This is a genomic window from Klebsiella sp. NPDC088457, assembly GCF_044900465.1.
Taxonomy (GTDB): Bacteria; Pseudomonadota; Gammaproteobacteria; order Enterobacterales; family Enterobacteriaceae; genus Klebsiella.
In genome coordinates this window covers 118,477-143,516 of the sequence record NZ_JBJDNH010000006.1, presented here as the reverse complement: position 1 = coordinate 143,516, position 25,040 = coordinate 118,477, and the positions used below count along the sequence as shown (strand labels likewise).

Annotated in this window: 22 protein-coding genes and 1 pseudogene; 11 read left to right on the top strand and 12 right to left on the bottom strand. The window is 57.5% G+C overall.

The window, feature by feature from the left end; all coding sequences use genetic code 11:
* Positions 1–34 precede the first annotated feature (34 nt).
* The gene (locus tag ACI2JR_RS06035) at positions 35–1,273 is read right to left on the bottom strand and encodes an MFS transporter (RefSeq protein WP_132727715.1); all 1,239 of its coding nucleotides are present in this window, start codon (positions 1,271–1,273) and stop codon (positions 35–37) included.
* A 328-nt stretch (positions 1,274–1,601) separates the two neighbouring features.
* Here ACI2JR_RS06035 and ybjG point away from each other — a divergent pair, with 328 nt between their 5' ends.
* Both ybjG and deoR read left to right on the top strand, forming a co-directional pair.
* A complete protein-coding gene (gene ybjG / locus ACI2JR_RS06030) occupies positions 1,602–2,195 on the top strand; it encodes an undecaprenyl-diphosphate phosphatase (RefSeq protein WP_132727718.1) in 594 nt (197 codons plus the stop codon).
* A 69-nt stretch (positions 2,196–2,264) separates the two neighbouring features.
* Positions 2,265–3,023: a DNA-binding transcriptional repressor DeoR gene (gene deoR / locus ACI2JR_RS06025; RefSeq protein ID WP_132727721.1), complete on the top strand. Its 759-nt coding sequence runs from the start codon at positions 2,265–2,267 to the stop codon at positions 3,021–3,023.
* Positions 3,024–3,051: 28 nt separating this feature from the next.
* Here the strand turns inward: deoR and dacC are convergent, their stop codons facing one another.
* Positions 3,052–4,254, bottom strand: a complete 1,203-nt coding sequence (gene dacC, locus ACI2JR_RS06020) for a serine-type D-Ala-D-Ala carboxypeptidase (RefSeq protein ID WP_132728129.1) — start codon at positions 4,252–4,254, stop codon at positions 3,052–3,054.
* A gap of 256 nt (positions 4,255–4,510) precedes the next feature.
* On the opposite strand from dacC, the gene ACI2JR_RS06015 reads away from it, so the two are divergent.
* Positions 4,511–5,137 carry a glutathione S-transferase family protein gene (locus ACI2JR_RS06015; protein WP_462478098.1) on the top strand — a complete coding sequence of 209 codons (627 nt, stop codon included), beginning with the start codon at positions 4,511–4,513 and terminating at the stop codon, positions 5,135–5,137.
* Positions 5,138–5,139: 2 nt separating this feature from the next.
* Here ACI2JR_RS06015 and ACI2JR_RS06010 read toward each other — a convergent pair whose 3' ends face one another.
* From ACI2JR_RS06010 to ACI2JR_RS05995, 4 genes are all read right to left on the bottom strand, one after another.
* Positions 5,140–6,252, bottom strand: a complete 1,113-nt coding sequence (locus tag ACI2JR_RS06010) for a PQQ-dependent sugar dehydrogenase (RefSeq protein ID WP_462478097.1) — start codon at positions 6,250–6,252, stop codon at positions 5,140–5,142.
* 105 nt (positions 6,253–6,357) lie between these two features.
* On the bottom strand, positions 6,358–6,741 hold the full coding sequence (bssR, locus tag ACI2JR_RS06005) for a biofilm formation regulator BssR (RefSeq protein ID WP_132727730.1): 384 nt from the start codon (positions 6,739–6,741) through the stop codon (positions 6,358–6,360).
* 273 nt (positions 6,742–7,014) lie between these two features.
* Positions 7,015–7,143, bottom strand: a complete 129-nt coding sequence (locus tag ACI2JR_RS06000) for a hypothetical protein (RefSeq protein ID WP_279387984.1) — start codon at positions 7,141–7,143, stop codon at positions 7,015–7,017.
* A 233-nt stretch (positions 7,144–7,376) separates the two neighbouring features.
* Entirely contained in the window at positions 7,377–7,781 is a 405-nt protein-coding gene (locus ACI2JR_RS05995) for a DUF4354 family protein (protein WP_165905662.1), read from the bottom strand.
* Positions 7,782–8,468: 687 nt separating this feature from the next.
* On the opposite strand from ACI2JR_RS05995, the gene ACI2JR_RS05990 reads away from it, so the two are divergent.
* Together ACI2JR_RS05990 and ACI2JR_RS05985 are read left to right on the top strand one after the other, a co-directional pair.
* Entirely contained in the window at positions 8,469–8,723 is a 255-nt protein-coding gene (locus ACI2JR_RS05990) for a hypothetical protein (RefSeq protein WP_462478096.1), read from the top strand.
* A gap of 33 nt (positions 8,724–8,756) precedes the next feature.
* Positions 8,757–9,050 (top strand): hypothetical protein, encoded by a 294-nt coding sequence (locus tag ACI2JR_RS05985; RefSeq protein ID WP_132727739.1) that lies wholly within the window; start codon positions 8,757–8,759, stop codon positions 9,048–9,050.
* A gap of 110 nt (positions 9,051–9,160) precedes the next feature.
* Here the strand turns inward: ACI2JR_RS05985 and ACI2JR_RS05980 are convergent, their stop codons facing one another.
* Positions 9,161–9,640: a hypothetical protein gene (locus ACI2JR_RS05980; protein WP_462478104.1), complete on the bottom strand. Its 480-nt coding sequence runs from the start codon at positions 9,638–9,640 to the stop codon at positions 9,161–9,163.
* 413 nt (positions 9,641–10,053) lie between these two features.
* On the opposite strand from ACI2JR_RS05980, the gene rimO reads away from it, so the two are divergent.
* Positions 10,054–11,379 carry a 30S ribosomal protein S12 methylthiotransferase RimO gene (gene rimO / locus ACI2JR_RS05975; RefSeq protein ID WP_462478095.1) on the top strand — a complete coding sequence of 442 codons (1,326 nt, stop codon included), beginning with the start codon at positions 10,054–10,056 and terminating at the stop codon, positions 11,377–11,379.
* Between the two features lie 117 nt (positions 11,380–11,496).
* On the opposite strand, the gene gsiD is transcribed toward rimO, so the two are convergent.
* The 5 genes and pseudogenes from gsiD to iaaA form a co-directional block, all read right to left on the bottom strand.
* On the bottom strand, positions 11,497–12,408 hold the full coding sequence (gene gsiD, locus ACI2JR_RS05970; protein WP_132728132.1) for a glutathione ABC transporter permease GsiD: 912 nt from the start codon (positions 12,406–12,408) through the stop codon (positions 11,497–11,499).
* 1 nt (position 12,409) lies between these two features.
* A complete protein-coding gene (gsiC, locus tag ACI2JR_RS05965) occupies positions 12,410–13,330 on the bottom strand; it encodes a glutathione ABC transporter permease GsiC (protein ID WP_132727745.1) in 921 nt (306 codons plus the stop codon).
* Positions 13,331–13,436: 106 nt separating this feature from the next.
* Positions 13,437–14,978 carry a glutathione ABC transporter substrate-binding protein GsiB gene (gene gsiB / locus ACI2JR_RS05960; protein WP_462478094.1) on the bottom strand — a complete coding sequence of 514 codons (1,542 nt, stop codon included), beginning with the start codon at positions 14,976–14,978 and terminating at the stop codon, positions 13,437–13,439.
* A 37-nt stretch (positions 14,979–15,015) separates the two neighbouring features.
* Positions 15,016–16,872: a glutathione ABC transporter ATP-binding protein GsiA gene (gene gsiA / locus ACI2JR_RS05955; protein ID WP_462478093.1), complete on the bottom strand. Its 1,857-nt coding sequence runs from the start codon at positions 16,870–16,872 to the stop codon at positions 15,016–15,018.
* Positions 16,805–17,825: pseudogene (iaaA, locus tag ACI2JR_RS05950) on the bottom strand (beta-aspartyl-peptidase). Before iaaA ends, gsiA begins: the two are co-directional and overlap by 68 nt.
* Positions 17,826–18,105: 280 nt before the next feature.
* On the opposite strand from iaaA, the gene moeA reads away from it, so the two are divergent.
* From moeA to ACI2JR_RS05925, 5 genes are all read left to right on the top strand, one after another.
* The gene (gene moeA, locus ACI2JR_RS05945) at positions 18,106–19,341 is read left to right on the top strand and encodes a molybdopterin molybdotransferase MoeA (RefSeq protein WP_132727757.1); all 1,236 of its coding nucleotides are present in this window, start codon (positions 18,106–18,108) and stop codon (positions 19,339–19,341) included.
* Positions 19,341–20,096, top strand: coding sequence for a molybdopterin-synthase adenylyltransferase MoeB (gene moeB / locus ACI2JR_RS05940; protein WP_132727760.1), 756 nt, complete (start codon positions 19,341–19,343; stop codon positions 20,094–20,096). The genes moeA and moeB overlap by 1 nt, the downstream gene beginning before the upstream one ends.
* A gap of 159 nt (positions 20,097–20,255) precedes the next feature.
* Positions 20,256–21,155, top strand: coding sequence for a glycyl-radical enzyme activating protein (locus ACI2JR_RS05935; protein ID WP_462478092.1), 900 nt, complete (start codon positions 20,256–20,258; stop codon positions 21,153–21,155).
* A gap of 4 nt (positions 21,156–21,159) precedes the next feature.
* The gene (locus ACI2JR_RS05930) at positions 21,160–23,592 is read left to right on the top strand and encodes a formate C-acetyltransferase/glycerol dehydratase family glycyl radical enzyme (protein ID WP_462478091.1); all 2,433 of its coding nucleotides are present in this window, start codon (positions 21,160–21,162) and stop codon (positions 23,590–23,592) included.
* 519 nt (positions 23,593–24,111) lie between these two features.
* The gene (locus ACI2JR_RS05925; RefSeq protein WP_132727769.1) at positions 24,112–24,927 is read left to right on the top strand and encodes a Cof-type HAD-IIB family hydrolase; all 816 of its coding nucleotides are present in this window, start codon (positions 24,112–24,114) and stop codon (positions 24,925–24,927) included.
* Positions 24,928–25,040 lie beyond the last annotated feature (113 nt).

Sequence of the window (25,040 nt, the reverse complement as noted above, 5' to 3'; positions counted from 1 at the left end):
GCGGCCAGCCTCGCCGCACCCGTCAGCCCTGACGCTATGCCTGCGGGTCGTTGGAGTTCCCCACGGACTTATCCTTGAGAAAATAGATAATCATCGCCAGCCACAGGACGCCGCTGAGCAGGTTAAACAGGCTGAAGACCCCGCTGCCGCCCAGGGCATACGCATGCTTGCTGACTTCAATACCGACGGTAAAAATCAGCATTTGCAGCATCCCCATCGCCGCCGACACCGTTCCTTTACTCATCTCGCTGGCAAACAGCGTCAGGCGTACCAGCCCGGCGTTCGCCAGACCAATCCCGAAGGCATAGACGCTGAGTCCGGCGGTCATCCACAGATAGGCGTGGGTAGAGACCACCGTCGCCACCGCGGAGAGCAGCAGCCCGGCCATAATCGGCCAGCCGCCGAGGATAATCAGCGAGCGTACCGTGCGCCGTGAAGTTAAACGCGCCAGCACCAGGTTGCCGGCGATCAGCGCCCCGAAGATCGGCACCTGCAACAGGCCATATTCATAGCTGGTGGCCTGCTCCCCGCTGATAATAATCACCGGCGACTGGGCAATCCACGCCAGCAGCGGCAGGCTGACAAAGCCGGTCGCCAGCGCGCCGGCGACAAAGCGCAGATTCTTCAGAACCAGGCCATAGTCGCGGCCCAGCTCTTTCATCGATAGCTTCTCACCCATGCGGGTCGCGGTTTCCGGCATCGCGCGCTGCAGGCCAAAAAAGGCGACGGCGGCCAGTACGGCAAACAGCACGAACATCATCTCCCACGGCAGAATATGCACCCACGCCGCCCCCACCAGCGGGCCAAGCAGCGGTGCAATCAGCGCAACGTTAGCCATCAGGGCGGTGATTTTGATGCACATCGCCTCCTCAAATGACTCCTGAATCGCGGCATAGCCCACCGCGCCAATGAAGCACAGGCTGATGCCCTGTAAAAAGCGCAGCAGCGTGAACTGTTCAATAGTCTGCGCCAGCAGCGTCGCCAGACAGGTGACAATAAACCACACCACCCCGGTGAGCATGACCGGGCGGCGGCCAATGCGATCCGACAGCGGCCCTAACAGCCACTGCAAAAACATGCCGCCGGCGAGGTAGGCGGTCATGGAGGTAGGTACCCATTCGTTGCCCACCTGGAACTCTTCCACCACCGAGAGCATGCCCGGTTGGATCATGTCGTTGCCGATATAAGTGGAAAATTCGTATAGCACCAGGCACAGCGGGAAAAGCAGCGCCTGCCGTCCGAGGCGTTTGCCTGAAAGCGAATAATTCTGCATGCCATCTCTTATTAAAATAAAAATCGCGCAAAGTTTAATGAAAGTCTGGCTGGGGAGATAGTGAATTATGAGTGACGATTAAAAATAGCTCCCGGTTCCCCATCTGACCGTCCACGCCGCCGCCATTTTAAATAGGCCTGTCTATATTTCGTTTATATTTCAATTAGGTTACAGACGATATACTCAGACTCTGTGGCCTGTTTGCGAAGATATCGCCCCGCGGTAGGTTCTTAACAAGCTGATAATTAAGACAATACTGCTTTACCTCATCGCCACCGACTCTTAAGGTGGGCGGCTTATTGCTATCGGATAACAAGAGCCTGGAAGTATGCTGGAAAATATCAACTACGCGCTATTTGCCTTAATCAACGCCACGCCCGCTTCGCCGTCGTGGGTCATACGCCTGGCGACGTTGATTGCCAAAGATGTGATTCTGATTGTGCCCCTGCTGGCCGCCGCGCTATGGCTGTGGGGACCCCATCAGCGTCAGCTGGTTTTTAAAGTGATGCTGGCGCTGGCGATAAGCCTGAGCCTGTCATGGATTTTTGGTTTCCTTTTTCCGCATGACCGCCCATTCGTCGCCGGCGCGGGCTATCAGTTCCTGCACCACTCGCCGAATAACTCCTTCCCCAGCAATCACGGCACCATCAGTTTTACCTTTGCGCTGGCGTTCCTGTTCTGGCACCGCCTGTGGTCTGGCGCCGCCTTGATGGCGACCGCCGTCGCCATTGCCTGGTCGCGGGTCTATCTCGGGGTACACTGGCCGCTGGATATGCTGGGCGGCCTGCTGACCGGGATGTGCGGCTGTCTGGGCGCTCAGCTGCTATGGCAGGCCTGCGGCAGCTCGCTGTATCAATATTTGCAGCAGCTGTATCGTCTTTGCTTCTCCCTGCCGATTCGTAAAGGCTGGGTGCGTGACTAAACCTCTTCCGGCAGGTAAAATTGCCCCTGACGCCCTGCCGATGCAGGGCGATTTCAGCTTAGAGGGAATATGGAAACACGTCGTGATGAACGCATCAGCCAGCTCATTCAGGCGCTCAAGCGCAGCGATAAGCTTCATTTAAAAGAGGCCGCGTCGCTGCTGGGCGTGTCAGAAATGACCATTCGTCGCGATCTGAACGGCCATAACGGGCCGGTGGTGCTGTTAGGCGGCTACATTGTCCTCGAGCCCCGCAGCGCGACCCATTACCTGCTCAGCGACCAGAAAACCCGCCTGGTGGATGAGAAACGCCGCGCTGCCCGCCACGCTGCCGCGTTGCTCGAAGCGCATCAGATGGCTTTTTTTGACTGCGGGACTACCACGCCGTGGATCATCGACGCGATCGATAACGCCCTGCCCTTCACCGGCGTCTGTTATTCGCTGAACACCTTCCTGGCGCTGCAGGAAAAACCGCAGTGCCGGGCTATTTTATGCGGCGGGGAATTCCATGCCAGCAACGCGATTTTTAAACCGCTAAGCCTGCGCGACACCCTCAGCCATCTGTGTCCGGATATCGCCTTCTATTCTGCGGCCGGCATCGACTGCGAGCAGGGCGCAACCTGCTATAACCTCGAAGAGCTGCCGGTTAAGCACTGGGCGATGAGCAGCGCGCGCTACCATGTACTGGTGGTCGATCACAGTAAGTTCGGCAAGGTGAGGCCGGCGCGGATGGGCGATTTATCGCAGTTTGACGTGATTGCCAGCGATGTCTCTCCGGACGACGATCTGCTCGCGCTGGCGAAAGAAAAACAAATTTCACTGCTGTACTGACCGCGCCCCGCGGGGCGCGGTCAGAGGCTTACGAGAACCAGCTGCCAAACCAGCCGTGCAGTTTCATCAGCACGAAGTCCATCATCCGGCTAAAGAAACCGCCTTCGTTGACCGCTTCCATGACGATCAGCGGACGCTGCTCGATGGTTTTATCATTGAGCTTAAAGTCGATGGTTCCCACCACCTGCCCTTTGCTCAGCGGCGCCGTCAGCTGCGGATCCTTCAGGGTATAGCTGGCTTTCAGGTTTTTCAGCTGCCCGCGCGGCAGGGTAATCGAGCCGGCTTCTCCCGCCCCGAGTTTGGCTTCGCTGCTGTCGCCAAACCAGACGCGCTGGGTGATAAAGGTGGCGTCCGGTTTAATCGGCGTCACGGTTTCATAAAAACGGAAGCCCCAGGTCAACAGTTTTTCGGATTCATTAAACCGAATACGATCGGTCTTCGTCCCGAGCACCACGGCAATCAGACGCATATCGCCCTGAGTTGCAGAGGAGACCAGGTTATACCCTGCGCCGGCGGTGGTGCCGGTTTTCACGCCATCGGCGTTGAGGCTGGCGTTCCACAGCAGGCGGTTGCGGTTCGGCTGGCGAATCTTGTTGAAGGTGAACTCTTTCTCTTTATGGATAGCGTACTCTTCCGGTACGTCATGGATCATCGCTTTGGTCAGCAGCGCCATGTCGCGCGCGGTACTGAACTGCCCCGGCGCATCCAGTCCATGCACGGTCATAAAGGTGGTATTGGTCAGCCCCATTTTTTGGGCGTAGCCGTTCATCAGGCTGACGAACGCATCCTGGCTCCCCGCCACGTAGTCGGCAATCGCGATGCTGGCATCGTTGCCGGACTGAATGATCACCCCTTTATTCAGGTCTTCGACCGATACCTGCATCCCCGGCTTGAGGAACATCACCGATGAACCGCGCAGCACCGGGTTGCCGGTGGCCCAGGCATCGCGACCGACGGTCACCATATCGGTGGACTTAATTTTACCCGCTTTCAACGCCTGGCCGACCACGTAGCTGGTCATGATCTTGGTCAGGCTCGCCGGATCGAGTTTTTCATCGGCGTTGCCTTCGCTGAGTACTTTGCCGCTGGCGTAGTCCATCAGGATCCAGGCTCGCGCATCAATCGATGGGGCATCGGGGAGTTGTTCCGCTGCCTGTACCGCAGGTGCCGCGAGAACGAGAAGTGCGCAGCCTGCCGCGAGGCCGCGAAGGGAAAAAGCATCATGCGTCATAAGAGCCACCCAAGTATCCTTTCCAAACAAAATATGCCGCAACACTCTCTCGGCGCAGCAGCAGCCGGTGAGTAAAGCGTACAAATGACCTTAAAGAAACAGCGAGTTGGTAAAGTTTTTAAAGTTTACGCAATAACCTCGCTCCCTGCTGAAAACAGAGCAATTTTTTTGATCGTGGTTGCCTAAATATTATCTCTATTCCAACATGATTGCTCACCATGCTGCAACGACGGCTCAATAAAAGGCAGGAACAGAGATGATTACGCTATGGGGCAGGAATAATTCGACCAATGTGAAGAAAGTACGCTGGGTGCTGGAGGAGCTGGCGCTCCCCTATCAGCAAATCCTCGCGGGGCTGGAGTTCGGCCTCAATCATGACCCGGAGTATCTGGCGATGAACCCAAATGGCCTGGTGCCGCTGCTCAAAGATGATGCGAACGGCCTCGTGCTTTGGGAGTCGAACGCCATTATTCGCTATCTGGCCGCCGAGTATGGCCACGGCCGTCTGTGGCTAGACGCTCCGCGGCAGCGGGCGCAGAGCGACAAGTGGATGGACTGGGCAAACGGTTCGCTTTCCCCGGCCCACCGCCCGGTGTTAATGGGGCTGGTCAGAACGCCGGCGGAAAAACGCGACCCGGCGGCGATTGCCGCCGGTATCGCCGCCTGCGAAGCGCTGTTTGCTATCCTTGATGACGAACTGGCGACGTCGGCCTGGCTGTCCGGCGACGCGTTTGGCCTCGGCGATATTGCCGTTGCGCCGTTCGTCTACAACCTGATGACGATTGTCGATAGCTGGCAGCCGCGCCCGCATCTGCAGCGCTGGTATCAGCAGCTCAACCAGCGCCAGGCGTGGCGCAACGTGGTGATGATTCCGGTGACCTGAGGCTAACTCCCGGGGCTCACCTTCAGCAGCTCGCCGTTGGACTCGTCGGTTAAGACATACAGATAGCCGTCGGGTCCGACGCGCACATCGCGGATACGCTTACCGCGGTCGCGCAGAATACGCTCTTCTTCGCTCACCGCGTCACCGTTCACCCGCAGGACAATCAGGGATTGATCCTTCAGCGCCCCGATAAACAGCTTATGCCGCCACTGCGGGAAGGTCTGCGCATCGTAGAAAGCCATACCGCTCACCGCCGGGGAGTGCTGCCAGAAGAAAAGCGGCGCTTCGGTACCTTCTACCGCGGTACCCTGCGCTTCGGGAATCGCCAGCCCGCTGTAGTTGATGCCGTGCGTCGCCAGCGGCCAGCCGTAATTTTTGCCTTTCTGCGGAATATTAATCTCATCCCCGCCGCGCGGGCCGTGCTCGTTGAGCCACAGAGTCTGGCTCCACGGATTCATCGCCATCCCCTGCGGGTTGCGGATACCGTAAGACCAGATTTCCGCTCTTGCTCCGGCCCGATCGACAAAGGGGTTATCGGCCGGGACTTTGCCGTCCTCCGTCAGGCGGACCACTTTTCCCTGCAGCTTATCCAGATCCTGGGCTGTCGGACGCTGGTTATTCTCGCCCAGCCCGATAAACAGATACCCTTTGCCATCAAACACCAGCCGCCCGCCAAAATGGTTGCCGGTAGAGAGCTTCGGCTGCTGGCGAAAAACGACCTGAAAGTTTTCCAGCCGCTGTAGGTTGTCACTCAGGCGGCCAAAACCCACCGCGGTGCCGGCCCTGCCGTCATCGCCGGCTTCGGCGTAGCTCAGCCAGACCCGGCGGGATTGCGCAAAATCCGGCGCCAGGGCCACATCCAGGAGCCCCCCCTGGCCGTTGGCCCATACCTTCGGCACGCCCGCAATCGGCGCCGAGAGACCGTCTCCCTCGCGCCAGCGCTTCAGTTCCCCGCCGCGCAGGGTGATCAGCATCCCCTGGTCATTGGGCAGAAACGCCAGCGCCCACGGATGGTCAAGCTGGTTTTGCAATACGTCAACGCGCACCTTTTCGGCATAGGTCACGGCGGGAAACAACAGCGCGGCAAGGGTCACTACGGTGGCAATCTGGCGCATGGCATCCTCCTGTTGGCAGCAATGCTGATAAGGGTAGCCAGCGGGACGAAACAGGACGGGATTTTTACATAACATTAAGCAGGGGGAGCTCGCCTCCCCCTGAATTCAGACGTGGGACAGTGGCGCCAGCTTATTCAGTTTATGAATATTCAGCGACAATTCAGCCAGGCAGCGTTCTAGCGTCTCTACGTTAACCGCAATATAAGACGGACAATCATGATGCCCGCTCATCAGGCACACCGCCGCAGAGGCAACGGCTCCACCTGCAAGACGGAGAGCGTCCCTCTCTTCCGGCGCAATAACGTGCTGCAGCCGCAGCCCGTGTTCACGCATTTCACCGCACAGTTCGAACAAGTTATCACGCAGATGCTCATTTTCGCTGACTGACATATAGCCCTTCGCTTTGCGCAACTGCAAATAAGCATCGAGATCAATGTGGGCATTAATCAGCTTATTCAGAAGGTGACGATACAGTCTGTCAACGCTCATCAGGTTTCCTCCTCTGTCATCCTTTACCACAGATATGATATGGTTATTTTTTGTACAAAATGATGCGCGAGGTCAATAATTCCTGGTTAATTAACATCATTTACAATGTAAATACATTGTTAAACAAAGCACGAAATCCAGCCGACGGGCGATCCAATACGGAAAGTCATCCTGGCGCTCTGCACGCTTATGGCGTCGGGAAACGACGGACTCGCTGAACAGAGGGCAGACGTCGGACCATGGGGTAACACCAAAGACAAGCGATGGCGACTTTTAGTCGACGAGAGCAATCCAGTGGCTATCCAGAAGGTAGTTCCAGCACTCACCCAACGCAAAAATATAGATGCCGACGAGAATGATCAGAATAATAACCCCGATATTACTTTTTAATTTTAAATTCATGCTTAATTAACACCAGAGAAACCAATTATCTCATCATGATACTTTGCATAAAATAAACGATAAGAAAACACAGCACCGGCGCACAGGTAAAAATCAGAATCTCATAGCGTCACTGCGATTATTCATTGCCCATCTATATCCTGAATAACCCGGGTTGCATCAAGGCGCCGCGCCGCGAATCCCCGGGCGCGGGCGACCGGCGTCAGGTCCAGGTAGACAACGTTTCGGATGCTTTACTTAGCGCAATCGGTACTCAACCGAACGAACGTTGCCCGGTATACCGCACGGCTACCGCTGGCAAAGGTAATCTCACCGGTTTCCACGCCTTCATCAATATGCCCCAAAAGTTCCGGCTGCACTCGCCACTCAGCAAAACTATTGCCATTCTCATCATACGCCCGGTAGCACTGCCCTGATTCGGTCATTAATAGCGGATGCCCTTCATTGATCAGCACCAGATCAAAGCTTTTAATGTATTTTTTCTGTCCATCCGCCGCGATTGCCGTACCTTCTCTCGCTGGAAATGCTTCAATAATATAGTTTTTCTGGCTATGCGCCGAAGCCGCGTGCAGGGATATAAACAGCAGGGCCGTCGTGAAGACAAAACGATGTGGTCGTTTATTCATTTGCTCGTTCATAGGGTGATTAATATCCGGTAGAGAGAAAAAAATTTCCGTTCTTTGTGCAGAGGATAAGCAGTGCATCAGTATGCATATGAAAAATAAACCTGATATCAACAATCCATGCGTTAACATCAGTTAAAATTTAAGTTTCGCATCTTGATAACAGGATCGAGTATCTTATTAAAACTCACTAACAATTTAATAAATTCCGCTTTATTTTTATTTAACACAGCACACCTGACCAGGCGTTAAATATAAACAACACTAAAACAGAACGCACAAAAATTATTTTCCATCGTGTACATGCCTGGTCACACGTAGCAAAATAGCCCTTCTTGCCACCTATATCAGGAGCATCTATGAAAATACTTATATTGATATTTTCGTTAGCCGCATGCATTTTTGTTTTTATCTATCATATTAATCAAGACTTCGTCAGTCATAATGCTTATTTCTTCCATTCATCGCAGCTTAAAACTCACAATCAACCTAAAGAGATATGGACCAATCCTCGCGCCCTTCCCCGCAGTCTGTAGAGACCACGCCCCAGCACGCACAACATCGCCCCCTACAATAACCACCGATGAGCGTAACAACTTATATCCGGATATGGATAGCGCTCCGCAGACCGCCATGTTTATTTTTCGTTTAAAGTCTTGTTGTTATTATTGCCTGACTTAACCACTAAAAAACAGGGTCGCTATGAAATTAAAAAAAAGTAAAAAAGCACATACTGGCAGCATTATTTTTACATTATTCATCATAATGAATGTTGTCATGTTAGCCGTCAGCATGTATGTCCTGTATTTTAGTTCGGCAGCGCCCTTCGCCGAACACAGGTTTGCCCGCGATGCGGCCTTCTGGATTGGCGCATTCAAGCACATACTGTTTCTTAGCGGGCTGTGGATTTTCCTGGATATCATTTTTTCAGCGTATTTTTTCTTCACCCGAAAATAGTGTAAAAATCATTTATCAACTGCGGAAAACAGCATGATCCTCATCATTGCCTGGCTCATTGCCATGGGCACCAGCGAGTTATTACTCTGGCCCTATCATTATCTTCATATTTTTTCGCCGCTAGCGTATATCGCGCTATGCCTTATCTTTTTGTATCAGCGTAATAAAATACGCAACAACCGTGATTTAAGCAGCAATGAGAAAAAAATAAAAACATTGCGCTCCGGCATTCTGTTCCTTGTCACCATGCTGATCATGCTGGCGCTCAGCGTGAATATTCACTTTTTAATTAACCTCTCCGGCAGCCTTTGCTCCAGGATGGCGTGAAGGTCTCCGGGATTCATGAATCCCCATTCAACGCATACTCTCTTTTTTTCCGCCCTGTGGCGTGGTTTAAATATCCGGCGGCGTATTGTGCGGCGGCCACATCGCGGTCATTAACGAAAGCTCCACTGCATACTCATGACAAATATCGCCGGGACAATCATCCCCCCTTCAACGGCAAAATAATTGCTAAAGTTATATTGCAGTCCGTGGTAAAGATAGGGCGAAAAACCGACCCCGGTTAATTTCTTTGCCGTCCTGTAGGTTCCTGAATCACCGCAGTGGCTGAACGCCTTAAAAAAGAATTCTCCGGTATAGGCGTAGACACCTTTAAATGTCCAACCGTTTTGCCCGGAAGCCCAGTCTCTTCTCATCCCCAGCGACAGGCAGCGGTCATCAAAACTGTTTTTCATCGTGCCGACTAATGCACTGTATTTAGACTCTGGCGAAAACTTCCGCTCAACAGAGACAAAGCGGTTATTAAAATTCTCGTTATATTGACCATGATTCCCCGTCAAATGATAGACATAGGAACCCGTATTAATAGAATATAAATTAATCTCTGCGGCATAACCTGAAGCGACTGCCGCCATCAGTGAAATACCGCATACGCAATTTCGTTTTTTAAACATGCACAAATCCAGGGACACAACAAGGAAACGTCGGGAGCAAAACAGCACGTTATCACAGCAGAGCTAAACCGGGACTCAATCAGCCTCTCCGGGCGTACGTGCTGCCCGGTCTTGTTCGCTGGCGATATACATATTGCCGGCGCTAAAGGTACGCGAAAGGCCTATGCGCAGCGGCGCCCTTTATACGGGGCCGTCGCACGCCAGCGGATTTTAATGCCGCGCCCGTCATCCTGCCCGCTTTCACTGCCCGGGAAAAGCGTTTCCCGGCGGATCCGCGACCCGCTGCGGCAAGCGGAGATAGCAGTACAATTTTCCCGCCAATCTCTGTAGAATCTGTGCCCCGACCATTCCAATAATTGAATACTTTTTAAGCTATGAGCAATGTAACGCATCAGCCGAAGATCGGCTTTGTCTCTCTGGGCTGCCCGAAGAACCTCGTGGACTCAGAACGCATCCTGACCGAACTGCGTACCGAAGGTTATGACGTGGTGCCCACCTACGACAACGCCGACATGGTTATCGTCAACACCTGTGGCTTTATCGACAGCGCCGTGCAGGAGTCGCTGGAAGCCATTGGCGAAGCGTTAAAAGAAAACGGGAAAGTGATTGTGACCGGCTGCCTGGGGGCGAAAGAAGACCAGATTCGCGAAGTGCACCCGAAAGTGCTGGAGATCACCGGCCCGCATAGCTATGAGCAGGTGCTTGAGCACGTCCATCACTATACGCCGAAGCCGAAGCACAATCCGTTCCTCAGCCTGGTGCCGGAACAAGGCGTGAAGCTAACGCCGCGTCACTACGCCTATCTGAAAATTTCCGAAGGCTGCAACCATCGCTGCACCTTCTGCATTATCCCGTCGATGCGCGGCGACCTGGTGAGCCGTCCGATTGGCGAAGTGCTGGCAGAAGCCAAACGTCTCGCCGATGCCGGGGTAAAAGAGCTGCTGGTCATTTCTCAGGATACCTCCGCCTACGGTGTGGATGTGAAACACCGCACCGGCTTCCACGACGGGATGCCGGTGAAAACCAGCATGGTCAGCCTGTGCGAAGAGCTGGCGAAACTCGGCATCTGGGTACGCCTGCACTACGTATACCCGTACCCGCACGTCGATGACGTGATCCCGCTGATGGCGGAAGGCAAAATCCTGCCGTACCTCGATATCCCGCTGCAGCATGCCAGCCCGCGGATCCTGAAACTGATGAAACGTCCGGGTTCGGCCGATCGTCAGCTGGCGCGCATCAAGCAGTGGCGTGAAATCTGCCCCGATTTGACCCTGCGTTCGACCTTTATCGTCGGCTTCCCGGGAGAAACGGAAGAAGATTTCCAGCTGCTGCTCGACTTCCTGAAAGAGGCGCGTCTCGACCGCGTTGGCTGCTTTAAGTACAGCCCGGTTGAAGGCGCTACCGCCAACGAACTGGCGGATCAGGTGCCGGAAGAGGTAAAAGAAGAGCGCTGGAATCGCTTTATGCAGCTGCAGCAGCAGATTTCCGCCGAACGTCTGCAGGAGAAGGTGGGCCGCGAAGTAATGGTGCTGATCGACGAAGTCGATGAAGAAGGCGCCATCGGCCGCAGCATGGCCGACGCTCCGGAAATCGACGGCGCGGTCTATCTGAACGGAGAAACCGGGGTGAAACCTGGCGACGTGGTGCGGGTGAAAGTGGAACACGCCGACGAATACGACCTGTGGGGCAGCCGGGTTTAATTCCGGCATCGTCCCGCTCCCGGATAACGCCGCGATGCGGCTTATCCGGGCGAGCAAAACCACACATCGCCCCGCCCGCGCTCCCCGATAAGCGCCGCGCCGGCGGGGAATCTTCCGCTACCCCTTGATCTTCGGATCCAACGCATCGCGCAGGCCGTCGCCCAGCAGGTTAAACGCCAGTACCGTCAGAAAAATCGCAATCGCCGGGAACAGCGCCACGTGCGGCGCCATCACCATATCCGCCCGCGCCTCATTGAGCATCGCCCCCCACTCCGGCGTCGGCGGCTGCGCCCCAAGCCCCAGGAAAGAGAGACTGGCGGCGGAGATAATCGACACCCCGATACGCATGGTGAAATAGACCACGATTGACGACACCGTGCCGGGCAGGATATGGCTGAACAGAATCGTGGCATCGCTGGCGCCAATGCTGCGCGCCGACTCGATAAAGGTCTGCTGCTTGAGCACCAGGGTGTTGCCGCGCACCAGGCGGGCAAAGGCCGGGATCGAAAAAATGGCCACCGCGATAATCACGTTCGACATCCCGCTGCCCATCACCGCCACCACCGCAATCGCCAGCAGGATCCCGGGGAAGGCAAACAGCACGTCACAGATACGCATGATGATCCGATCCCACCAGCCTTCATAATACCCGGCCAGCAGTCCGAGCACGGTGCCTATCGCCGCGCCGATCAGCACCGCCAGCACCCCGGCCGCCAGTGAAATCTGCGCCCCGACCAGCACCCGGCTGAAAATATCGCGCCCGAGCGAATCGACGCCAAACCAGTGCATCATCGACGGGCCTTCATTCAGCCGGTCATAATCGAAATAGTTTTCCGCATCGAACGGCGCGATCCACGGGGCGACCACCGCCACCGCAATCAGCAGCAGGACAAAAACGCCGGCTCCCATCGCCACCGGCTGACGCCGAAAACGCCGCCAGAATTCGTGCCACGGCGTGCGTATTTGTCCGGGTTTGAGCCCCGGCATGGCATTGATAACCGCCTGCCTTCTCCAGTTGAGCAATCGCACCTTACTTGTACCTGATAGCTGGGTTAATGGCGGCATACAGCACATCCACCACTAAATTGATAAGAATAAATTCCAGCGAAAAGAGCAAAACCTCCGCCTGAATCACCGGATAGTCGCGCATCTCCACTGAATCCACCAGCAGTCGCCCAAGGCCGGGCCAGTTAAAGACCTTCTCTACCACGATCGACCCGCCGAGCAGGAAACCGAACTGTAGCCCCATCATGGTAACCACCGGGATCATCGCGTTGCGCAGGCCGTGTTTCAGTACCACCAGCGTCTCGCTGACTCCTTTCGCCCGCGCGGTGCGCATGTAGTCTTCATGCAGCACATCGACGAAAGAGGCGCGGGTGAAACGCGCCATCACCGCCGCCACCGCCGCCCCCAGGGTCAGGGAAGGCAGAATGTAGTGCCGCCAGCTGTCAGCGCCGACCGTCGGCAGCCAGCCCAGCTCAACGGAGAAGACCTGCATCAACAGCATACCGAGCGCAAAGGCCGGGAACGAAATACCGGTGACCGCCAGCGCCATCCCCAGACGATCCGGCCAGCGATTGCGCCACACCGCCGCCGCAATGCCCGCCGCCATACCAAACACCACCGCCCAGCTCATGCTGGCGAGCGTGAGCCACAGGGTCGGCATAAAGCGGCTGGCGATTTCACTGCTCACCGGACGACGCGACGCCATCGAGATGCCAAAATCCCCCTGCAGCACGCTGGTGATGTAGTGCCAGAACTGGACGTGCAGCGGCCGATCGAGCCCCAGCTGCTGGCTCACCATCGCCACTACCTGCGCATCGGCCTCCGGTCCGGCAATCAACCGCGCCGGGTCTCCGGGCAGCATATGCACGAACAGAAATACCAGCACCGCGACAATCAACAGCGTAGGAATCAGCCCCAGCAGGCGTTTAATCACATAATTAAGCATCGCCCCTCCTGACTTCCGCCCTCACTGCGTCGGGACGAGGATAACAGGCGTAGCCGCGTGGCCCGCTGCCCTCCCCCGCGGCGGGAGAGGGCCAGGGTACATGCTATCACTGTGCTAAATCCGCCTGCTCGAAGCTAAAGCCGGTATCCGGCTGGATATAGAAGCCGGTCAGACTCTTGCTGTGCGCCGACACCAGTTTTTCCACCACCAACGGAACCCACGGCGACTCTTTCCAGATCGTATCCTGCGCGTCTTTGTAGAGCCGCGTTTTTTCCTTCACGTCGGTAGTTTTCAGCGCATCATTCAGGTCCTTATCCACCTGAGGGTTGGCGTAAAAAGCGGTGTTGAACAGGGTTGGCGGCCAGTTTTGCGAAGCAAACAGCGGCGACAGCGCCCAGTCGGCTTCGCCGGTTGAGGCCGACCAGCCGGTGTAGAACATGCGTACTCCGCTCTCTTTCTGCCCTTTGCCTTCCACTTCCGCCGCACGCTGTCCGGCATCCATCGCCGTCAGCTGCGCCTTAATTCCTACCTGCGCCAGCTGCTGCTGAGTGAATTGCAACACCTTCTGCGCGGTGCTGTGGTTATGCGATGACCACAGCGTGGTGCTGAACCCGTTAGGGAAACCGGCCTCTTTAAGCAGCTCGCGGGCTTTCGCCGGATCGTACGGCCACGGTTTAAAGGTCTCGGCGTAGGCGATGGAAGGTGGGACAACGCCGGTGGCCGGGGTGGCGTAGCCGGCGAAGGCAACCTTCACCAGCGCCTGGCGGTTGATCGCATAGTTGATCGCTTCCCGCACTTTCGGGTTATCAAACGGCTTTTGCGTGACGTTCATGCTGATGTAACGTTGCATGATCGACGGGCTGGCCACCAGCTCCAGCTTGCTGTTTTTCTCCAGCACCGGGGCCTGCTCATAGGGGATCGGGAAGGCAAACTGCGCTTCGCCGGTTTGCAGCATCGCCGCACGGGTATTGTTATCCACCACCGGACGCCAGGTAATAGAATCCAGCTTCGGCAAGCCCGGCTGCCAGTAGTCGGCAAATTTTGTCACCTTCACAAAATCGGTCTGATTCCAGGTATCCAGCTTATACGGGCCGGTGCCCACCGGATGGAAACCGATCTCTTTGCCGTACTTTTTCAGCGCCGCCGGGGAGATCATCGCCGTTGCCGGGTGGGCAAGAATGTTGATGAACGCCGAGAACGGCTGTTTGAGAGTGATTTTTACCGTCGTCGGGTCAACGGCTTCGGTACTGGCGATATTTTTATACAGGTTGTAGCGCTTGAGGTGATTGTCCGGATTGCTGGCGCGATCGAGGTTGGCCTTCACCGCTTCGGCGTTAAAATCGCTGCCGTCCTGGAACTTGACCCCCGAATGCAGCTTGATGGTATAGACCAGCCCGTCCGGGGAGATGGTGTAGCTTTCCGCCAGCACGTTTTGCAGCTTCATATCCTTATCAAGACCGAACAGCCCTTGATAGAACGACTTGGCGACGGCCTGGGACAAGGTGTCATTGGCATCATAGGGGTCGAGGGTCGTAAAGTTAGAACCGACCGCTACGACCACATCTTTGGCGGCAAAAGCGGGACTTGCCGCCAGCGCCGACGCGACGCCCAGCGCCAGCAACCATTTGCGTGATACGCGTTGTGTCATGTTGTTCTCCTGAAATCCTGCATTATGGATGTTGTTGTTATCTTCCCAGCACGTCGGCGACGGGTTCCCTGGCGACAAAATGTCCCGGCCCCACCTGGAGTAACGGCGCGCTGGTTACCTCTTCTCCCCGCTTATAGATATTGCCCGGCAGCTCATCAGAGAGCAGCACGCGCTGCGGATGACGATGCGTCGGGTCGGCGACCGGAACGGCGGCCATCAGTTTGCGGGTATAAGGATGCTGTGGGTCTTCAAATACGGCACGCCGTGGGCCAATCTCCACGATGCGACCACGATACATCACCGCCACGCGGTGGCTGATGCGTTCAACGACCGCCATATCATGCGAAATAAACAGAAAGGCGATGCCCATTTCGCGCTGTAAATCGAGCATCAGATTAATAATCTGCGCGCGGATCGAGACATCAAGCGCCGAGACCGACTCATCGGCAATCACTACTTTTGGATTGAGCGCCAGGGCGCGGGCGATGCAGATGCGCTGGCGCTGGCCGCCGGAAAACTCATGTGGGTAGCGCCAGGCGTGTTCGGGCAGCAGGCCGACGCGCTCCAGCAGCCAGGCGACGCGTTCGCGCGCCGCATCGCCCTCCAGCATACCGTGGATGCGCAGCGGCTCCATAATCGAATAGCCGACCGTTTGTCGCGGGTCGAGCGACGCATACGGATCCTGAAAAATAAACTGAATATCGCGGCGCAGCGCCTGCAGCTTGCTGTTGGCGAGCGTATCGATGCGCTCGCCGTTAAACGTGATGGTCCCGCCCTGCGTCGCGACCAGCCGCAACAGGGCGCGACCGGTGGTTGATTTCCCGCAGCCGGATTCGCCGACCAGCGACAGGGTCTCCCCCGGCCACAGGTCAAAGCTGACTTTTTCCACCGCGTGCACTTCGCGGGTGATGCGATTCAGAATGCCGCTGCGCAGCGGGAAACGCGCCACCAGGTCACGCACTTTCAGAATCGGCTCCCCGGCGACGACGGTATTCTGCTCGCCCTCGTCAGGCGCGGTTTGCTGTAATAACGGGAAATGACGCGGGAGATCGCTGCCGCGCATCGAACCTAAACGCGGCACCGCGGCCAGCAGCGCCTGGGTATAGGGGTGCTGCGGCGCGCGGAAGATCTCCGTCACCGCCCCGCTCTCCACCGCTTCTCCGCGGTACATCACCAGCACCCGATCGGCGATATCGGCAACCACGCCCATATCGTGCGTAATAAAAATCACCCCCATCGCCATCTCTTTTTGCAGCACGGCAATCAGCTGGAGGATCTGCGCCTGGATCGTCACATCCAGCGCGGTGGTCGGCTCATCGGCGATCAGCACCGCCGGTCGGCACGACAGCGCCATGGCGATCATTACCCGCTGGCGCATCCCGCCGGAGAGCTGATGCGGATAGCGCGAGAGCATCGCTTGCGCTTCGGGAATACGCACCTGGTCGAGCATTTTTTTCGCTTCGCGCAGCGCCTCTTCATGCCCCAGCCCCTGATGCAGACGGATAGACTCGGCAATCTGTTCGCCGATGGTAAACACCGGGTTCAGCGAGGTCATCGGCTCCTGAAAAATCATCGCCATATCGGCCCCGCGCACGCTGCGCATCCCGGCGGCGGACTGCTCGCTCAAGGCCAGCACCTGGCCGTTGCGGCGGCGCAGCCACAGCCCCTCGCTGCTGACCTGGCTTGCCGCCTGATCGAGCAGACGCATCAGCGCCAGCGCGGTCACCGACTTACCCGAGCCGGACTCCCCGACGATGGCTAACGTCTCGCCGCGCCGCAGGGTAAACGAGAGATGACGCACCGCCGAAAAGGTCTGCTGCTCCTGGCTAAACGCCACGTTCAGATCGCGCACCACCAGCACATCGCTGGCATCGATTTCTTGACTCTGCGGCAACGTCCTTCCCCTTATTCCCGATAAATACCAATCGTAGGCGTATCGCCCGCATAGCACCACGCCCGATACATACCTTCGCTGTTAAACGGCAGCACCACGTTACCTTCCCGGTCGATCGCAATCAGCCCGCCGCTGCCGCCCAGCGCCGGCAGTTTTTCCATGACCACGCGTTCGCAGGCGTCGTACAGACTCAGGTTGCCATACTCCATCAACGCGGCAATATCGTAGGCCGCCAGCGTACGCATAAAGACTTCGCCGGTACCGGTACAGGAGACCGCCACGCTGGCGTTATTGGCGTAACAACCGGCCCCGGGCAGCGGACTGTCGCCAACGCGGCCGGGGAGTTTATTGGTCATCCCCCCGGTAGAGGTCGCGGCAGCCAGATTACCGGCCAAATCCAGCGCCACCGCGCCGACGGTACCCATTTTCTGGCGCTCGTCCAGCGGGGCGAGGTGGTGATCGAGGACAATCTCGTCATCCGACTGCGCCTGCTGCAGCTGCAGTAAACGTTCGGTGGTTGAGAACAGCGTGTTTGCCACCCGTTCCATGCCGTGAGAGGCGGCAAAATCCTCTGCCCCTTCGCCAATCAGCAGCACATGCGGACTCTGCTCAAGTACCAGACGCGCGGCCAGCACCGGGTTACGTAGATGTTTAATCCCGGCGACCGCCCCGGCGTGGAGACTGTTGCCGTCCATAATGCAGGCATCCAGCTCATGCGTCGCATCGCGGGTGAATACCGAGCCGATACCCGCATTAAATAGCGGGCACTCTTCCAGCAGGCGCACCGCTTCGGTCACCGTATTCAGCGCGCTGGCTCCCGCCGCCAGCATTTTCTGCCCGCTGTCGACAATCGCCGACAGCGCCGCCACGTACTGACGTTCGCGTTCTGGCGTCAGCTGTGCGCGCGTGATGGCTCCCGCCCCGCCATGAATTGCTATTACCGCCTTGCCCATTCAGCGATCCTTAAACGATAAAGTGCCTCTACACGGCATCCTGTGAACGGCCGCCTGCGACGCAACAAACACCCGCACCATCCCGGGGTGATGTTGCTGTCGCTTCGACGCGCTCTGAATGATTTTGTGTATAAATATCATTATCGTGCTTACTGTCCTATACAATTTTTGAATATAGAAAGCGCGCGCGGTGATGTAAAGCCTGTTCCGGAGGGCATATAGCCGCCGGCGCTTTTCTGCCATAATAGGCGTTTTGATGTTTTGCCCGCAGGAGCAACCCATGGATTTTACCGCCGGACTGATGCCGCTCGACACCGCCCTGACTCAGATGCTCAACCGTATAACGCCGCTGAATGCGGTGGAAACCGTACCGCTGTTGCAGGCCTTTTCGCGCGTGACCGCCCATGATCTCGTTTCGCCGCTGGACGTTCCGGGCTTTGATAACTCGGCGATGGATGGCTATGCCGTACGTCTGGCCGATCTCGCCGATGGCGCCGCTCTGCCGGTCGCGGGTAAAGCGTTCGCCGGTCAGCCGTTCCATGGCGCCTGGCCCGCGGGAAGCTGTCTGCGTATTATGACCGGCGCGCCGGTCCCAGCGGACTGCGATGCGGTGGTGATGCAGGAAGAGACCGAACAAACCGCGGACGGCATTCGCTTCATTGCCCCGGTCAAAGCCGGGCAAAACGTTCGCCGCCGTGGTGAGGATATCGCCAGGGGAGCGGTGGTCTTCCCGGCGGGGACCCGTTTAACCGTCGCCGAGCTGCCGGTTCTGGCGTCGCTGGGGATTGCCCAGGTCGAAGTGGTTCGTCAGGTCCGGGTGGCGGTCTTCTCCACCGGCGACGAGCTGCAGCTGCCGGGCCAGCCGCTGGGCGACGGGCAAATCTACGATACCAACCGCCTTGCCGTGCACCTGATGCTTCAGCAGCTGGGCTGCGAAGTCATTAACCTCGGCATTATTCCTGACGATCCGCAAAAGCTACGGGAGGTCTTTATCAAGGCCGACCAGCAGGCTGACGTGGTGATCAGCTCCGGCGGCGTCTCCGTCGGGGAAGCGGACTACACCAAAGATATTCTCGACGAGCTGGGTGAAATCGGCTTCTGGAAGCTGGCCATCAAGCCGGGTAAACCTTTTGCCTTCGGTAAGCTAAACAGCAGCTGGTTCTGCGGCCTGCCGGGGAACCCGGTCTCCGCAACCCTCACCTTCTACCAGCTGGTGCAGCCGCTGCTGGCGAAACTGAGCGGTAATACCGCGCAGGCCCAGCCGATGCGCCTGCGGGTTCGCGCCGCCGCACGCCTGAAAAAATCGCCGGGGCGCCTCGACTTCCAGCGCGGCATCCTGCAACGCAATCCGGACGGTGAACTGGTGGTCGAATCCACCGGCCATCAGGGGTCGCACATTTTCAGCTCCTTCAGCCTCGGCAACTGCTTTATCGTCCTCGAACGCGAACGCGGTCATGTCGAAGCGGGCGAATGGGTTGAAGTCGAGCCCTTCAACCATCTGTTCGGGGGGCTGTAATGGGCGTGGAGCTGAGCGATGAGGAGATGCTGCGCTACAACCGGCAAATCATCCTCCGCGGTTTTGATTTTGACGGTCAGGAGCAGCTGAAAGCCGCCCGGGTGCTGGTGGTCGGACTCGGCGGGCTCGGCTGTGCCGCCGCGCAGTATCTGGCGGCGGCAGGCGTCGGGCAGCTGACGCTGCTGGATTTTGATAGCGTGTCACTCTCCAATTTGCAGCGCCAGACCCTGCACAGCGATGCGACTCTCGGCCAGCCGAAAGTCGACTCCGCCCGCGAGGCGCTGGCGCGGATCAATCCCCATGTTCAGCTCACGCCGCTTAACGCTCTGCTGGAAGGGCCGGCGCTGTGGGCGCAAATCGCCGCCCATGATCTGGTGCTTGACTGTACCGATAACGTCGCCATCCGCAACCAGCTTAACGCCGGCTGCTTTCAGCACCGCACGCCGCTGGTTTCCGGCGCGGCTATTCGTATGGAAGGCCAGATCAGCGTCTTCACCTGGCAGGAGGGTGAGCCGTGCTATCGCTGCCTGAGCCGTCTGTTTGGCGATAACGCCCTTACCTGCGTTGAGGCCGGTGTGATGGCCCCGCTGGTGGGGATCATCGGCGCCCTGCAGGCGATGGAAGCCATCAAGGTTCTCACCCACTACGGCACGCCCGCGGCGGGGAAAATCGTGATCTATGATGCGATGACCTGCCAGTTCCGAGAAATGAGACTGCCGCGCAATCCGCAGTGCGAGGTGTGCGCAAGCCGCTAACCTGCCACCGCCTTCCGGCGGCGGCGGTCGCCGGCTAATCTGTGACCTGCAACACCTTTCCCGTTCTTTGCCAGCTTCTCCGCCATGCTTGTTGATTTGCATCAATATAACTTTCATTCGAAAGTTATTTAATCTTCATATGCAAAGAGAGGACTCATCATGATCTTCAATATTCAGCGCTATTCCACCCATGACGGCCCAGGGATCCGCACCGTGGTGTTCCTTAAAGGCTGCTCGTTGGGCTGCCGCTGGTGCCAGAACCCGGAAAGCCGCGCCCGTACGGCGGACCTGCTGTATGACGCCCGTTTGTGCCTCGACGGTTGCGACCTGTGCCAGCAGGCGGCGCCGGAGGTGATAACCCGCAAGCTGGATGGCCTGATTATCCATCGTGAAAAGCTCACCGATGACCACTATGCGCGGCTGCGCGAATGCTGCCCGACTACCGCGCTCACCGTCTGTGGCGAAGAGAAAAGCGTGGACGAGATTATGACCGCAGTGCTACGCGATAAGCCCTTTTACGATCGCAGCGGCGGCGGGATCACTCTCTCCGGCGGCGAACCCTTTATGAGCCCTGAACTGGCGCTGCCGCTGTTGCAAAAAAGCCATGAGGCCGGGATCCATACCGCCGTCGAAACGTGCCTGCACGTCCCCTGGAAGTATGTGGCCCCCTCTTTGCCGTGGATCGATCTGTTCCTCGCCGATCTCAAGCATGTGAATGAGGCCATTTTCAATACGTGGACCGACGGCAGCGCCCGCCGGGTGCTGGATAACCTGCAGCGCGTCGCGCAGGCCGGGAAGAAAATCATCATCCGCGTCCCGCTCATTCCGGGCTTTAACGCCGATGAAGCCGCGATTACCGCCATAACCGATTTTGCCGCCGACCGCCTGCAGGTCGGAGAGATTCATTTCCTGCCGTACCACACGCTGGGAATGAACAAATACCAGTTACTCAGTCAGCCCTATACCGCTCCGGACAAACCGCTTGCTGCCCCCGAGCTGCTCGCCTTCGCGCAGCACTATGCTCAGAGCAAAGGTTTAACAGCTACTTTACGAGGATAAACTCATGACCACTCTGAAACTGGATACGCTGAGCGCCCGCATTCAGGCGCACAAAATGGCGCTGGTGCATATTGTTAAGCCGCCGGTATGCACCGAACGCGCGCAGCATTACACCACCGCTTATCAGCAGCATCTGGATAAGCCGCTCCCGGTACGTCGCGCGCTGGCGCTGGCCCATCACCTGGCAGAGCGCACCATCTGGATCAAGCACGACGAGCTGATCGTCGGCAACCAGGCGAGCGAAGTCCGCGCGGCGCCGATCTTCCCGGAATATACCGTCAGTTGGATCGAAAAAGAGATCGATGACCTCGCCGATCGCCCGGGCGCGGGCTTCGCGGTCAGCGAAGAGAACAAGCGCGTTCTGCATGAAATCTGCCCGTGGTGGCGCGGACAAACCGTCCAGGACCGCTGCTACGGGATGTTCAGCGATGAGCAAAAAGCGCTGCTGGCGACCGGGATTATCAAAGCCGAAGGCAACATGACCTCCGGCGACGCTCATCTGGCGGTTAACTATCCCCTGCTGCTGGAAAAAGGTCTCGATGGCCTGCGCGCTAAAGTCGCCGAGCGCCGCTCGCGGATTAACCTCACCGTGCTGGCAGATTTACACGGCGAACAGTTCCTGAAAGCGATGGATATCGTTCTGGCAGCGGTGAGCGAACATTGCCAACGCTTTGCCGCGCTGGCCCGGACGATGGCCGCCGCAGAAACGCGCGAAACCCGTCGCGACGAGCTGCTGGCCATCGCCGAAAACTGCGCCATTATCGCCCATGAACCGCCAAAAACCTTCTGGCAGGCGCTGCAGCTGTGCTATTTCATCCAGCTGATCCTGCAAATCGAATCCAACGGCCACTCGGTCTCCTTCGGCCGAATGGACCAGTATCTGTACCCGTACTACCGCCGCGACGTCGAACTGCAGCACTCTCTGGAACGTGAGCAGGCGATTGAAATGCTGCATAGCTGCTGGCTGAAGCTGCTGGAAGTGAACAAAATCCGCTCCGGCTCGCACTCCAAAGCCTCTGCGGGCAGCCCGCTGTACCAGAACGTCACCATCGGCGGACAGAATCTGGTCGACGGCAAGCCGCAGGACGCGGTGAACCCGCTCTCCTACGCGATCCTCGAATCCTGCGGCCGACTGCGTTCCACCCAGCCCAACCTCAGCGTGCGTTACCATGCCGGGATGAGTAATGACTTCCTCGATGCCTGCGTGCAGGTGATCCGCTGCGGTTTCGGCATGCCGGCGTTCAATAACGACGAAATCGTTATTCCGGAATTCATCAAGCTCGGCATTGAGCCGCAGGACGCTTACGACTACGCCGCCATTGGCTGCATCGAAACCGCCGTCGGCGGCAAGTGGGGCTATCGCTGTACCGGGATGAGCTTTATTAACTTCGCCCGGGTGATGCTGGCCACTCTCGAAGGCGGCCGCGATGCCACCAGCGGCCAGGTGTTTCTGCCGCAGGAGCGCGCGCTGTCGAAAGGCAACTTCGCCAGCTTCGACCAGGTGCTGGAGGACTGGGACAGGCAGATTCGCTACTACACGCGCAAATCTATCGAGATCGAGTACGTGGTCGATACCATGCTGGAAGAGAACGTCCACGACATTCTGTGCTCGGCGCTGGTGGATGATTGTATCGAGCGGGCGAAGAGCATTAAGCAGGGCGGGGCGAAATACGACTGGGTATCCGGTTTGCAGGTCGGTATCGCCAACCTCGGCAACAGCTTAGTGGCGGTGAAAAAACTGGTGTTTGAGCAGGGCGCGATCGGTCAGCAGCAGCTGGCGCAAGCCCTGGCGGAGGACTTCGCCGGACTGACCCACGAACAGCTGCGCCAACGCCTCATTAACGGCGCGCCGAAGTACGGTAACGATGATGACAGCGTGGATATTCTGCTGGCGCGCGCGTATCAGACCTATATCGATGAGCTGAAGCAATATCATAACCCGCGCTACGGCCGCGGCCCGATTGGCGGTAACTACTACGCCGGGACCTCTTCCATCTCGGCAAACGTACCGTTTGGCGCGCAGACGATGGCCACCCCGGATGGGCGCAAAGCGCACTCCCCGCTGGCGGAAGGGGCAAGCCCGGCGTCAGGGACTGACCACCTCGGGCCCACCGCGGTGATCGGCTCCGTCGGTAAACTCCCCACCGGGTCGATTCTCGGCGGCGTGCTGCTGAATCAGAAGCTCAATCCGGCGACGCTGGAGAACGAGTCCGATAAACAGAAGCTGATGGTGCTGCTGCGCACCTTCTTCGAGGTGCATAAAGGCTGGCATATCCAGTACAACATCGTCTCGCGCGAAACGCTGCTGGAAGCGAAGAAACACCCTGACCAGTATCGCGACTTAGTGGTCCGCGTCGCCGGCTATTCGGCCTTCTTCACCGCCCTGTCGCCGGATGCCCAGGACGATATCATCGCCCGCACCGAGCATACGCTGTAAGTAAAACCCCGGCTGGCGCTGCGCTGAGCCGGGCTACGGATTCACGGCCATTTGCTGGCTGGTAGCCCGGGTCAGACGTTAGCGCCGCAACCCGGAGACGAGTTCATCGCCCATACCAGGCCTACGCTGTAAGTAAAAGCCCCGGCTGGCGCTGCGCTGAGCCGGGCTACGGATTCACGGCCATTTGCGCGCCGTGGTAGCCCGGGTCAGGCGTTAGCGCCGCAACCCGGAGACGAGTTCATCGCCCGTACCAGGCCTACGCTGTAAGTAAAAGCCCCGGCTGGCGCTGCGCTGAGCCGGGCTACGGATTCACGGCCATCTGCGCGCCGTGGTAGCCCGGGTCAGGCGTTAGCGCCGCAACCCGGGGATTTTCTCCCGTACATTGTCAGCCGCTAGCGGAGTCAACCCACCTATCTGGAGCGCAACGAGGCGGATGAAGTTTCATTCGAAATAAATTTGTGCTTTGGGTCACATTGTAATTAGAATGTTACTGGTCGCAGTTAAGCCAGGAGCACAGGTATGACCGTTAAAGTTATCGTCACTGATATGGACGGAACTTTTCTCAATGACGCCAAGCAGTATGACCGCCCGCGTTTTCTTGCGCAGTTCGCGCAACTTCAGCAGCAAGGTATTGAATTCGTTGTCGCCAGCGGCAACCAGTACTACCAGCTGATCTCCTTTTTCCCTGAAATCCGACAGCAGATCTCTTTCGTCGCCGAGAACGGGGCGCTGGTGTATGAGCACGGCAAGCAGCTGTTTCACGGCGAGCTGACGCGCCACGAATCCCAGGTGGTCATTGGCGAGCTGCTGAAAGATAGCCAGCTGAACTTTGTCGCCTGCGGCCTGCAGAGCGCCTACGTCAGCGATAAAGCCCCCGATGCGTTTGTCGCCCTGATGGCAAAACATTATCACCGCCTGCAGCGCATCAGCGATTATCAGCAAATCGACGACACCCTGTTTAAGTTTTCGCTCAATCTGCCGGATAGCGAGATCCCGCAGCTGATCGATAAACTGCACGTTGCGCTGGATGGCATCATGAAGCCGGTGACCAGCGGTTTCGGCTTCGTCGATTTAATCATTCCCGGCCTGCATAAAGCGAACGGCATCAGTCGCCTGCTGAAACGCTGGCACGTCTCGCCGCAGGAGTGCGTCGCCATTGGCGACAGCGGCAACGACGCGGAAATGCTCAAGCTGGTGAAATACTCATTCGCCATGGGCAATGCCGCCGAAAGCATCAAAACTATCTCGCAGTATGCGACCGATGACAATAATCACCACGGCGCGCTAAAGGTCATTCAGGCCGTTCTGGATAACGCCTCCCCCTTCGACGTCTGATCGCTCAGCGGGGCCTTCCGCCCCGGTTTTTCCCCATTTTGTGCACTCCCTCTAATTTTTAAACTTGCATTAACTTAAATTTAACTTAAATTAACGTTTGTAAGATTTAATAC